Origin of the sequence: Mesorhizobium sp. M8A.F.Ca.ET.218.01.1.1 (assembly GCF_004791165.1) — a bacterium.
In the GTDB taxonomy this organism is placed as follows: domain Bacteria; phylum Pseudomonadota; class Alphaproteobacteria; order Rhizobiales; family Rhizobiaceae; genus Mesorhizobium.
On sequence record NZ_SRUZ01000005.1, the window covers coordinates 192,531 to 204,694 of the forward strand.

Genomic DNA, 12,164 nt, shown 5'->3' on the forward strand with positions numbered 1-12,164 from the left:
TCCGGACCGCCGGGTCCTTCGAGGTCAGGCGCGGAAAAGATCAGGGCGTCGCCTTGACCTCGTTCCACATGTCCGAACGCTTGAGCGGATCCTCGACATTGTTGAGCCAGACCAGCTTGTCGTTGCCGCCGGCGCTGCTCGACTCGACCACGGTGTTGCCGAAGCCGGTACGCTCGGAAAGCTCGCCGCCGATCTTCTTGCTCAGCATGAAGTCGATCCACTTCTCGGCCGCCGCATTGTCGCGGACACCCTTGGAGATCACCCAGTTGTCGAGCCAGGCAAGCGCGCCTTCGCTCGGGTTGACGTAGGCGACATGGGCGCCGATCTTCTGCAACGCCTTGACCTGCTGCTGGCCGTAATTGGCCCAGATCAGGGCGACGTCATTGTTCTGGTATATCTGCTGCGCCTCGTCGGCGGTGGTGTAGAAGCTCAGCACATTGCGCTTGAGTTCGACCAGCTTGGCCTTGACCGCCGCCATCTGCTCCGCATTGAGGTTGAACGGATCCTTGTAGCCGAGCGTCAGCGCGGTGAAGGAGAAATTGTGCTCGCCATTGTCATAGGCGAGGATCTTGCCCTTGTAGGCCGGATCCCACAGCACCGACATCGAGGTCGGCGCCGGCTTGACCTTGTCGGTGTCGTAGATCAGCCCGATGGAATCGAAGCAGAACGGAATGCCGTAGACCTTGCCGTCCTTGGTGTCGCCGCTGACCTGCGACAGATCGCGGAAGCGCGGCAGCACGTCCTTCTGGTTCGGCAGTTTCGTGATGTCGATCGGCGATACCAGATCAGCCTTGATGTAGCGCTGCAACTGGGCGGTGTTGACGGCGAAGACATCGAAGTCCTGCCCTTCGCTGCCTTTGATCTTGGCCCAGATCTCGTCATCGCTGCCGATGAAGACGACGTCGACGCCGATGCCGGTGGCGGCGGTGAAGTCTTTCACCCAGTCCGGGTCGGCATAGCCGTCCCAGGCCAGCACGCGAAGGTTCGCGGCCAGCGCCGCCGATGTCATCAGGCCGATGCCGAGCCCGATCGTCGCTAATCTCAGAAATGCTTTCTTCAATCCCATTTTTAATCTCCCATTGTCGTTCTGGTGGACCGTAATTTCCGGGGCTTTTGCCGTCACAGCTGGGTGACGGCGATCAGTCCCTCGTCCGGCACCGACACCATCCGGTTGCGCAGCGGCTTGCCGAATGCCTGTGCCTGGATTTCATACTCGTCGCCGGAAGCCGTCTTGATACCGGAGGCGTAGCTCATCACCGCCGCCCCGAAGAAATAGGCGTGCAGGTCACCCGCCCTGCGGTGCATGGGGTAGCGGAAATGGAAATGTTCGAGATTGGCGATCGAGTGCGACATGTGCGCTTCGCCCGACAGGAATTCCTGTTCCCAGATGACCGCGCCGTCGCGCAGGATGCGGGAATGGCCGCGCACTTCTTCGGGCAGGTCGCCGATCAAGAGCTCCGGACCGATCGAGCAGGAGCGGAGTTTCGAATGGGCGAGATAGAGGTAGTTCTCGGCCTCCGTCACATGGTCGGAATATTCATTGCCGAGCGCATAGCCGATGCGATAGGGGCGGCCATCAGGCCCATTGAGGTAGAGCCCGACGATCTCGGCCTCCTCGGCACCGGCGCGTGCGAAAGCCGGCATGGGCAGATCGGCGCCGGGCGGCACGACACAGGTGCCGACACCCTTGAAGAACCATTCGGGCTGGATTCCGATCTTGCCGGCGCCGGGCTTGCCGCCTTCCAGGCCCATGCGGAAGATCTTCAGCGAATCCGATTCCTCGGCGTCCTCGCCATGGGTCAGCACATGCATCTTGTCGCGCGCGGCGGCACTTCCGGTGTGGGTCAGGCCGGTGCCGGTGACCAGGAAGCGTGCCGGCTCCGGGTGGTCGACGGGAGCGAGCACGCGGCCATCGCGCAGCAGTTCGCCATAGTCGACCGTGGCCGCACCCGTCCGCTTCTCGACCAGCGCCGTGATCGATGCACCCTGGGCAATCGCCGCTTCGGCGAGTTCCAGCACGGTGCTGGTTTTGTCGAGCGGATGCAGGCGGTTGCCGTCATCGGAAACCCGGCCGACCCGCCTGCCGCCATCGGGCGTTGTGTACTGTACCAGACGCATGAAATACCCTTCTTCCTTTGAGGCTGTACCGGTCACACCCAGCCAGCATCGACGATGAACTGCTGGCTCGTGCACATGCGGCTGTCGTCGGCGGCGAGGAACAGCGCCATGCGCGCGATGTCGGAGGGCTGCAGCCGATCGGGCAGGCACTGCCTCTCGTCGATCTGGCGTTCGCCGGCCGGGTTCAGCCACAGGCTCATCTGGCGCTCGGTCATCACCCAGCCCGGCACCATGCAGTTGACGCGGATGCGCTCGGGGCCGAGTTCGCGGGCCAGCGCCCGCGTCATGCCGTACACCGCCGCCTTGGCGGTCACATAGGCGGGGCAATCGGGATCGCCGACCATCCAGGTGATGGAGCCGAAATTGATGATCGAGCCGCCGCCCTGCGCGCTCATCTGCGGGCGCACTGCCTGGGCCGCGAAGAACTGGTGGCGCAGATTCACCGCCATGCGGTCGTCCCAATACGCCACCGTCACGTCCTTGGTCTGGTGGCGGTCGTCATTGCCGGCATTGTTGCAAAGCACCTGGATGGGGCCGTTGTGCTGCATCGCCTCCGCGGTCGCCGCCTGCAACTGCTCGACATTGCGCAGGTCGCAGGGAATGAACAGCGGCGCGGCATGCCCCTCGGTCACGATCGCATCGACCAGGCGCCGCGAAGGCTCCTCGGCCAGATCGGCGAAGGCGACGCGGCTGCCTTGCGCACAGAAATGGCGCACCAGGCTTTCGCCGATGCCGCTGCCGCCACCGGTAATGAACACGCTGCGGCCCTTGAGGCTGGGGTAGGTCGCGTAGCTGCCGATCTGATCCGTCATCGCGCGCCTCTCTAGTGGGAATGCCGGGGGACGCCGGCATCGCGTCGGCCGACGAGAAAGTCGAAGTCGCAGCCCTTGTCGGCCTGCAGCACGCGCTCGACATAGAGGCTCTGGTAGCCGCCCAGCGGTGGCGTCGGAGGCTTCCAGTCGCGGCGGCGGATGGCCAGTTCTTCATCCGACACCAAAAGCTCGAGACGACGGCCGGCAACGTCGAGCTCGATGAGATCGCCGTCACGCACCAGGGCAAGCGTGCCACCTGCCGCGGCTTCGGGCGCCACATGCAGCACCACCGTACCGTAGGCCGTGCCGCTCATGCGCGCGTCCGAAATGCGCACCATGTCGGAGACGCCTTCTCTAAGCAGCTTGGCCGGCAGCGGCATGTTGCCGACCTCGGCCATCCCGGGATAGCCGCGCGGCCCGCAGTTCTTCAGCACCATCACCGAGGAGGCATCGATATCCAGTTCCGGATCGTCGATGCGGGCGTAGTAGTGTTCGATATTCTCGAAGACGACGGCCCTGCCGCGATGCTGCATCAGTTCGGGCGTTGCCGCGGACGGCTTGATGACCGCTCCGTTGGGCGCCAGATTGCCACGCAGGATCGAAATGCCGCCCTCCTTGGTCAGCGGCTCGCTCAGCGGCCGGATGACCTCACGGTTGTAATTGGGCGCCCCGTCGATCAATTCACCGATGGTCTTGGCGCTGACGGTCATGGCGTCGCGATGAAGAAGCCCCACTTCATCAAGCGACGCCATGACCGCAGCTAGCCCCCCGGCATAGTAGAAATCTTCCATCAGGAACCGGCCCGACGGCATCAGGTCGACAATGGTCGGAACGTCGCGGCCAAGGCGGTCCCAGTCATCGAGGCTGAGATCGACACCAACCCGGTTGGCGATGGCGATCAGATGCAGCACCGCATTGGTCGAACCGCCGATCGCGCCATTGACGCGGATGGCGTTCTCGAAGGCCTGCCTGGTGAGGATCTGCGAAATCGTCACGTCGCGGCGGACGAGATCGACGATCTGGCGTCCGGCCAGCTGGGCGAGCACGCCACGGCGCGAATCCACGGCGGGGATCGCGGCGTTGTCCGGCATGCCGATGCCGAGCGCTTCCACCATGCTTGCCATGGTCGAAGCGGTGCCCATCGTCATGCAGCTGCCCGCCGACCGGCTCTGGCCCTGCTCGGCGGCGAGGAAGTCGGCGACCGGCATGCGGCCGGCCTTGACCTCCTCGGCGAATTTCCAGACATGCGTGCCCGATCCGATATCCTGTCCGCGGAACTTTCCGTTGAGCATGGGTCCGCCGGAGACGGCGATGGTCGGCAGGTTGCACGAGGCAGCCCCCATCAAGAGCGCCGGCGTGGTCTTGTCGCAGCCGACCAGCAGGATGACGCCATCGATCGGATTGCCACGGATGGATTCCTCGACATCCATGCTGGCGAGGTTGCGAAACAGCATGGCGGTCGGGCGCATGTTGCTTTCGCCCAGCGACATGACCGGGAATTCCAGCGGCAGGCCGCCGGCCTCGTAGACGCCACGTTTGACGTGGTCTGCCAGCGCCCGCAAATGCGCATTGCACGGGGTCAGTTCCGACCAGGTGTTGCAGATGCCGATCACCGGGCGGCCGTCGAAAGCGTCTGCGGGAATGCCCTGATTCTTCATCCAGCTGCGGTGCATGAAGGCGTTCTTGCCCTCTCCGCCGAACCAGGCTTCGGACCGCAGTTTGCGTTTGGTCTCGGTCACGATTGCTGGCCCCGGTCGTTGCGGCGTTTGTTGCGGTTCTCGACGCTGCGGCGCACGTCGTCCTCCGCATTGTCGATGAGCACCAGCAGCGCCTTTTGCGCGCCTGTGGCGTCGCCGGCGGCAATCTTCTCGGCTACTTCCCGGTGCAGCGGCAGGGAGTGGCGCTGGCCTTCCGGATTGTCGTTGGAGAGGCGAAAGCTCATTACCAATGCGGTCTCGACCAGCGCTGCCAGCGAGCCGATCAGCTCGTTGCCGGTCATGCGCAGGATTGTCTGGTGGAACACCAGATCGGGCTTGGCGAAGCGGTCGCCGTCATCGCTGACTGCCTCCATTTCGGCCAGCGCCGCATGGATCTCGGCGATCTGCACCGGCGTTGCACGCCGCGCGGCGAGGGCTGCCGACATCGGCTCGATGGCGCGGCGCAATTCGAACAGCGCCCGCACATCCTCGGCGCTGACACCGCCGGCATAGCGCCAGGACAGGACGTCGGGGTCGAGGAAATTCCAGTCGGAACGCGGCCGCACCCGCGTTCCGGTCTTTGGCCGCGATTCGACCAGCCCCTTGCCGGCCAGCACCTTGATCGCCTCGCGCAGCACCGTGCGGCTGACCCCCAGCATCTCGCTGGAATCGTCGGCATTGGGCAGGGCCTCGCCGGGCAGGAAGTCGCCTTGCACGATGCGCAAGCCGATCTGCTCGACAACGGTGGCGTGCAGCGCGGTGGAGCCGCTGGAAACCGCCACGGCAACCCGTGACGTGCGTGCCGTGCTGAACGATTTTCTATTCTTCATACTATTCATATGATATGTCTTATCGCCATGGCGATTGGAGTCAAGGGATTGGGGAGTGCCGATGACAAAGAATTCCGCTGTGGCAGTCGCGCAGCGCACGGAGCTGGTCTCGATCAGTGACGGCATCGCGACGGTCGAGATTGCTCCGGCCGCCGGCGGAGCGCTGGCGTCGTATCGGTGGTGGCGGGATGGTTCGGCCGTGGATTGGCTGCGCCCGGCCGATCCAGTGGCGATCAGCCGTCGCGATGCCGGCGCCATGGCCTGCTTTCCGCTCGTTCCCTACTCCAACCGTATCAGGGGTGGCCGCTTCGAATTCGCGGGGCGTTCGATCCAATTGCCCAGCCAGCCTGACGATCCACACTACGAGCATGGCCATGGCTGGCGTCACCCGTGGACGGTCGTCAGCCACCAAGCCAGCATGGTCGTCCTGCGCTACCGGCACACCGCCGATACCTGGCCATGGAGCTATGAAGCCGAGCAGAGGATCTTTCTGGCTGACGGCAGCCTTTGCATGACGATTGCGGTGCACAACCTGTCGGACGCGCCGATGCCGGTTGGCTTCGGCCTCCATCCGTATTTCCCGTCGACACCGTGGACGCATGTCCAGGCCCGGGTATCAGGCATGTGGGAAACCGATGCGGAGGTCCTGCCCATCCGGCATGTCCCGCCGCCGGCGGGCGCCGATCCGTCCATCGGTTTTGACGTATCGGAAGTGGACTTCGACACGGTCTTCACCGGGTGGGCGCGCCGCGCCCGGATCACCTGGCCCGAGCACGGACGGCAGCTGGACATCGAGGCCGGGGCACCGCTCGATTTCCTCGTCCTCTACACGCCGCCGGGCGAACCGTTCTTTTGCGCCGAGCCGGTCAGCAACATCACCGACGCTTTCAACCGGATGGATGACGAGAAGATCCATACCGGCTGCATCGTACTGGCGCCTGGCCAGAAGCAATCCGCCAGTATTCGCTTCACACCGTCGCTGGCTGTTTGACGGTCAGCCGTCCAAAGCAGTCCGGTCAGAACGGATAATGCTGGCCAGGGTCCTCGATCGTCACCCAGCGCAAATCGGTGAATTCGGCGATCGAGGCCTTGCCGCCGAAACGGCCATAGCCGGAGCCCTTGACGCCGCCGAACGGCATCTGCGCCTCATCGCCGACCGTCGGTCCGTTGATATGGCAGATGCCAGCTTCGATGCGGGCGGCGACGGCAAACGCACGTTTGATGTCGCGGCTGAAGACGGCTGACGACAGGCCATATTTGGTGTCGTTGGCGACCCGCACGGCCTCGTCCTCGCCCTTGACGCGGATCACCGGCTTGACCGGTCCGAAGGATTCTTCCGAATAGACGCGCATCGTCGGCGTCACGTGATCGAGCAGCGTTGCCTCGACCACGGTACCGCTGCGCTTGCCACCGGCGACAAGCTTGGCGCCCTTGGCCACGGCATCGGCGACAAGTTCCTCCATCTTGTCGGCCGCCTGGCTGCTGATCAGCGAGCCCAGCACGACATGGCCGCGCGGGTCTCCCGCCGGCAGTTGCGAGGCGCGGACCGCGAGTTTTGCCACGAATTCATCGGCGATCTTTTCATCGACGATCAGCCGCTCTGTCGACATGCAGATCTGGCCCTGATGCATGAAGGCGCCGAAAGCGGCCGCATTGACCGCCGCGTCGATGTCGGCATCGTCCAGCACCAAAAGCGGCGCCTTGCCGCCGAGTTCGAGCAGCGCCGGCTTGAGGTGCCGGCCGGCGAGCTCGGCGATGATCCGGCCGACCTTGGTCGAGCCGGTAAAGTTGACGCGTTTCACCGCGGGATGCGCGACCAGCGCTTCAACGATACCGGCAGCGTCTTTAGGATCGTTGGTGACGACGTTAATGACGCCCTTGGGCAGCCCTGCCTCGACCAGCACCTGGCCGATCAGCCGATGCGTGCCCGGGCACATTTCGGAGGCTTTCAGCACCACGGTGTTGCCGCAGGCGATCGGCATGGCCACGGCGCGTGTCCCGAGAATGACCGGCGCATTCCAGGGTGCGATGCCGAGACATACACCGGCCGGCTGGCGGATCGCCATGGCGAGCGTGCCCGGCTTGTCGGACGGGATGATCTCACCCGAAATCTGCGTCGTCATGGCCGCCGCCTCGCGCAGCATGTTGGCTGCCAGCATGACGTTGAAGCCGGCCCAGGAGCCTGTGGCGCCGGTCTCTTCCATCATCAGCCTGGTGAATTCACCGACCTTGGAGGCCATCACATCGGCCGCTCTGGAGAGCAAGGCGCGGCGCTCGCCGGGCCCGGTCTTCGACCAGGCGGGAAAGGCAGCGGCGGCTGCTTCGACGGCGGCGTTGGCATCGGCCACGCTTGCCGCCGCCGCGCGCGTCGCCAATTTGCCGGTGAACGGGTCCATGCGCTCGTAGGAAGCCTTGCCTGTTGCCGCCTTTTCGTCGCCGTCGATCAGAAGTCCGATATCCATTGTTCTTTCCCTCGCTCTCGATGGAGCTTCACAGATTAGAAGCCGAGCACTTCGGCATTGATCGATGCTTCGAGGCCACCGTCAACCGGCACATTGGCGCCATTGACCCAGCGCGCGCCGTCCGAGCACAGGAACAGCACGACAGGCGCGATGTCACCCGAAGTGCCGGCACGTCCGACCCGGGCAATGTCGCTGTCGACGCGGGCATCGCCAAGCACGCTGCGGAACTGTTTCAGGATCGGTGTTTCGACCGGGCCAGGGCTCACCGCATTGACGCGGATGCCACGCTTCCTGAACAGCTCCTGATGTGCCGCGCGCATCGTCCACAGGAGCAGCAGTTCCTTGGACACGGGGTAGCCTTCCTCGTTCTTCACCACGTGGTCGGCGACCACTTTGGCGACATCGGGGAAACCTTCGATGCCGACCATCGAGGCGGCGCGGTTGAGATTGGCGCGCCAGCCATAACCGGCGATCGAGGCGACGTTGACGATGGCGCCGCCTTCGCGAAGGCTGGGCGCAAGCCCTTCCGAGAGCGCACGCAGACCGAAGAAGTTGACGGCCAGCGTCGAGGCCGCACCGGTGTTGCCGGAGAGGCCGGCGACGTTGCAGAGTGCATCGATGCGCTGCGGCAGGCGCGCGATGAGCTCATCGACGCCCGCCTTCGACGAGATGTCGGCCTTGACGAAACTGCCAACCGCTGCGGCCGGCTCGCGCACATCGGCGCCGATCACGTCGGCGCCGAGCTGGCCGGCAAGCTCCGCCGTGCGTGCGCCGATGCCGGAGGCAGCCCCGGTGATGAGGATGGTCTTGCCGAAAAGCATGCTCATGCCTTCTCCTGATATGTTGTGGCTTGCTGCGACGGGATCATGCCGCCATCGGCGACGTTCGCCGGCAGCTTGACGCGGTAGCCGACCGGCAGCAGGCGCAGCCCAAAGCGCTCCTCGATCGTTCCCCACAGGCCGCGCGGCAGGAAAAGCGAAAACAGCACGGCGGTGGCGCCGAGGCCGATCAGGTACCAGACGCCGGCGCCGCCGAACCAGGTCTCGATGAGGAAGAAGACCAGCGCGCCGAGAATGGCGCCCTCGAACGTGCCGATGCCACCGACCAGAACCATGAAGATCATGTAGGCTGTCCACTGCACGTTGAAGTAGGTTTTCGGCTGGAAGGTGATGGAGGTCGCCAGCCACAATGCGCCGGCAATGCCGATGCCGAAGGCGGCAAGCACGAACAGCAGCCGCTTGGTGCCGGTGACGCGCACGCCGACCGAAGCGGCCGCATCCTCATTGTCGCGAATGGCGCGGATGGCGGCGCCCGTGCTGCCGCGCAGCAGGCCGAAGAGGGCAGCGAGCAGGGCCGTCATCGAGGCTAGCGCCAGCCAGTAGATGGTCACCCGCCTTATCGAGGCATCGTAGACGTTGAGCGAGATCAGCGAGGTGCCGGTTTCGCCCTGCACCAGCCGGTCGAGATTGACCAGCAGATGGGTGAGCGCCGCGATCACCCACATGCCGATGGCGAACTCACCGTTCTTGAGCCGCAGCATGAAGAGCGACAGCGGCCAGGAAACCGCGCCGACGATAATTCCCGATGCAAAGAGCGCCAGGAAAGGATTGAGACCGGCATCGGCAAGACGGATGGCGAAATATGCGCCAAGCCCGAAGAACACCTGCTGGCCGACCGAGACCAGGCCGCCGAAACCGGCCAGCGCGTTCCACATCGCCGCCAGGATCACATAGATGAACAGCGCCGTCATGCGGTCGACCGCGCCGGCCGAGAGGAATTGCGGCGCGATGGCGAGCAGCGCGATGACGATGGCCACGGCGATAGCCGCGATGCGCGAGGTCGCGGTACCACGCTCGATCATGGGCGAAGTCGGAACGACGCTCATGGTGCGCTCCGGGAAGGCAGGTGCAACAGCCAGCGCAGGCCAAAGCCGGATGCCGAAAGCCGCACGAACAGCACGACAAGGAACACGGCATGACCGCCGATCAGAAATCCCTGCGGATGCACTTGCGCGCCGAGCGTCTGGGCCAGCGCCAGCACGATGCCGCCGATCAGCGTTCCCCACAGCGACCCGGCGCCGCCGATCACCGCCGCCTCGAAGGCGAACAGCAATTGCGGCGCGCCGGCATAGGGATCGAAGGTCGCGCGCATGCCGAGGAACGCGCCGGCAAGGCCGACGGTGACCATGGCGATGGCGGCAGCAACGGCGTTGGCACGCCGTGCATCGACGCCGACCAGGCCGGCGGTGTCGGGGTCTTCCGAGGTGGCGCGGATCGAGCGGCCAAGCCGGGTGCGGGTCAGGAATAGCTGCAGCCCGCCAAGCAGGACCACGGCGGTGGCGAACATGATCACCGCGAGCTTGCCGACATAGATGCTGCCCGGCCATTCCCAGGAATCATAGGACAGGCTGCCGATGAAGGGCGCCAGCGAACGGGTGTCGGCGCCGAACTGTTGGAACAGCATGTTGTCGATGACGATGGCGAGGCCGAACGTGGTCAGGATCGGCAGCAGGGCGCCGCCGCGCGCGCTGCGCTCGAGCAGGAAGCGCTGCAGCGCCCAGCCGATCGCGGCCATCACTGGCAAGACGATGAGCAGGCCGAGAAACGGCGGGATGTGGAACCGCGAGGCCAAAAACCACAGCGCATAGGCGGCGAACACGGCAAGGCTGCCATGGGCGAGGTTGATGATGCGCATCACCGAAAACATGAAGGACAGGCCGCAGGCGATCAGCGCGTAATAGCCGCCGAGCAGGATGCCCTGGATGATCTGGTTGCTCATGCCGGCTCGGCCTTCTGCTTGTGCAGGCCGAAATAGGCTTTCGTCACCTCGTCGCGCGAAACGCTCTTGCTGTCGGCCGCGAGCGCGATGCGTCCTTCCAGCATGCAGATGACCTTGTCGGAGACTGACAGCGCCCGGTTGAGATCCTGCTCGACCAGGATGATCGTGGTTCCCGAGCGGATCAGGCCTTGCAGCGCGGCATAGACGCGGTCGACGATCAGCGGCGACAGGCCGAGCGACACCTCGTCGAGCAGCAGCACGTCGGGATTGCTCATCAGCGCCCTGCCGATCGCCGTCGCCTGCTGCTCGCCGCCGGAGAGATGGCCGGTCTTGGCGTGACGGCGCGGTTTCAGGTTGGGGAACATCTCCAGCACCTTGTCGACGCTCCAGTCGCCCGGCCGCCCAGTGGTCTTGCCCAGCAGCAGGTTCTCCTCGACCGTCATCCGCACGAACAGTTTTCGCCCTTCCGGCACCAGCGCTATGCCCATGCCGACGCGTCTGTGCGACGGCACGCTGGTGAGATCGGCGCCATCCAGAAGCACACGGCCGGCCGCCGGCTGGTGCGCACCGGCGATTGCCCTGAGCAGCGTCGTCTTGCCGGCGCCATTGGCGCCGACCAGCGCCAGCGTTTCGCCGCGCTTGACGCCGAAGCTGACGCCGCGCACCGCCTGCAGCAGGCCGTGCCGGACAACCAGGTTCTCGACCGCCAGAAAACTCATTTGGGGCCTCCGCCGAGATAGGCGTGGATCACCTGTGGATCAGCCATGACCGCTTGCGGCTCGCCATCGGCGATGATCCTTCCCGCGTCCATGCAGATCAGCCGTTCGGCCACCTGCAAGAGGATGTGCACGATGTGCTCGATCCAGACGATGCCGATCTTGCGCCGGCGCAATTCCTTGATCGTGTCGACAAGCTCGCCGGCTTCGCCATCGGTCAGGCCGCCGCCGATCTCGTCCAGCAGCAGCAGCGTTGGCCGGGCCGCCAATGCGCGTGCCAATTCCAGACGTTTCCGGTCGAGCAGGCCGAGCGTCTCGGCGCGCCGGTTGGCGACCCCAAGCATGCCGCACAGCTTCAGCGAGCCGAGCGCCTCCTCATAGGCCTCGTCGCGGCCGAGCCCCGCGCCATGTGACGCGGCAACAAAAACATTCTCGAAGGTGGTCATGCCGCTGAATGGTTTCGGCACCTGATGCGTGCGCACCAGGCCCAGCCGGCAGCGCGCCGTGGCCGGCAGCGCTGTTACATCGCCGCCCTTGAAGGAGACCGAGCCGGCGCTCGGAGGAAAGGCGCCTGAAAGCACGCTGAGCAGCGTGGTCTTGCCGGCACCGTTCGGGCCGACAATGCCGACCGCCTCGTCGGCGGCCATAGCGAAGTCGACGGCCTCCAGCACCACGAGCGCGCCGAAGCGCCTGTGGATGCCGGCGGCGGCGAGAACAGCCTGTTGTTGCGGATGGGTCACCAGGTGGTCCT

The 12,164-nt window shown here is 65.1% G+C and carries 12 protein-coding genes; 1 reads left to right on the forward strand and 11 read right to left on the reverse strand.

Features of this window, described 5'->3' with window-relative positions; genetic code table 11:
* Window positions 1–40: 40 nt before the first annotated feature.
* From EN861_RS19645 to EN861_RS19665, 5 genes are read right to left on the reverse strand one after another with little or no spacing between them, the layout of a single operon-like run.
* Window positions 41–1,066 carry an ABC transporter substrate-binding protein gene (locus tag EN861_RS19645; protein WP_127279053.1) on the reverse strand — a complete coding sequence of 342 codons (1,026 nt, stop codon included), beginning with the start codon at window positions 1,064–1,066 and terminating at the stop codon, window positions 41–43.
* A gap of 53 nt (window positions 1,067–1,119) precedes the next feature.
* The gene (gene araD1, locus EN861_RS19650; protein ID WP_135865107.1) at window positions 1,120–2,118 is read right to left on the reverse strand and encodes an AraD1 family protein; all 999 of its coding nucleotides are present in this window, start codon (window positions 2,116–2,118) and stop codon (window positions 1,120–1,122) included.
* Window positions 2,119–2,150: 32 nt separating this feature from the next.
* Window positions 2,151–2,930: an SDR family oxidoreductase gene (locus EN861_RS19655; protein WP_135865110.1), complete on the reverse strand. Its 780-nt coding sequence runs from the start codon at window positions 2,928–2,930 to the stop codon at window positions 2,151–2,153.
* 11 nt (window positions 2,931–2,941) lie between these two features.
* Complete coding sequence (locus EN861_RS19660; RefSeq protein ID WP_135865112.1) at window positions 2,942–4,669, reverse strand: IlvD/Edd family dehydratase; 1,728 nt, start codon at window positions 4,667–4,669, stop codon at window positions 2,942–2,944.
* Window positions 4,666–5,457 carry a FadR/GntR family transcriptional regulator gene (locus EN861_RS19665; RefSeq protein ID WP_189343681.1) on the reverse strand — a complete coding sequence of 264 codons (792 nt, stop codon included), beginning with the start codon at window positions 5,455–5,457 and terminating at the stop codon, window positions 4,666–4,668. Before EN861_RS19665 ends, EN861_RS19660 begins: the two co-directional genes overlap by 4 nt.
* A gap of 61 nt (window positions 5,458–5,518) precedes the next feature.
* Here EN861_RS19665 and EN861_RS19670 point away from each other — a divergent pair, with 61 nt between their 5' ends.
* Window positions 5,519–6,448 (forward strand): aldose 1-epimerase, encoded by a 930-nt coding sequence (locus EN861_RS19670; RefSeq protein WP_135865114.1) that lies wholly within the window; start codon window positions 5,519–5,521, stop codon window positions 6,446–6,448.
* A 25-nt stretch (window positions 6,449–6,473) separates the two neighbouring features.
* Here EN861_RS19670 and EN861_RS19675 read toward each other — a convergent pair whose 3' ends face one another.
* From EN861_RS19675 to EN861_RS19700, 6 genes are read right to left on the reverse strand one after another with little or no spacing between them, the layout of a single operon-like run.
* Window positions 6,474–7,919, reverse strand: a complete 1,446-nt coding sequence (locus EN861_RS19675; RefSeq protein ID WP_135865116.1) for an aldehyde dehydrogenase — start codon at window positions 7,917–7,919, stop codon at window positions 6,474–6,476.
* Between the two features lie 35 nt (window positions 7,920–7,954).
* Window positions 7,955–8,740, reverse strand: a complete 786-nt coding sequence (locus EN861_RS19680; RefSeq protein WP_135865406.1) for a coniferyl-alcohol dehydrogenase — start codon at window positions 8,738–8,740, stop codon at window positions 7,955–7,957.
* Between the two features lie 2 nt (window positions 8,741–8,742).
* Entirely contained in the window at window positions 8,743–9,804 is a 1,062-nt protein-coding gene (locus tag EN861_RS19685) for a branched-chain amino acid ABC transporter permease (protein ID WP_127279933.1), read from the reverse strand.
* Window positions 9,801–10,697 carry a branched-chain amino acid ABC transporter permease gene (locus EN861_RS19690; protein WP_135865119.1) on the reverse strand — a complete coding sequence of 299 codons (897 nt, stop codon included), beginning with the start codon at window positions 10,695–10,697 and terminating at the stop codon, window positions 9,801–9,803. Before EN861_RS19690 ends, EN861_RS19685 begins: the two co-directional genes overlap by 4 nt.
* The gene (locus EN861_RS19695) at window positions 10,694–11,416 is read right to left on the reverse strand and encodes an ABC transporter ATP-binding protein (RefSeq protein WP_135865121.1); all 723 of its coding nucleotides are present in this window, start codon (window positions 11,414–11,416) and stop codon (window positions 10,694–10,696) included. The genes EN861_RS19690 and EN861_RS19695 overlap by 4 nt, the downstream gene beginning before the upstream one ends.
* On the reverse strand, window positions 11,413–12,156 hold the full coding sequence (locus EN861_RS19700; protein WP_135865123.1) for an ABC transporter ATP-binding protein: 744 nt from the start codon (window positions 12,154–12,156) through the stop codon (window positions 11,413–11,415). Before EN861_RS19700 ends, EN861_RS19695 begins: the two co-directional genes overlap by 4 nt.
* Window positions 12,157–12,164: the final 8 nt, after the last annotated feature.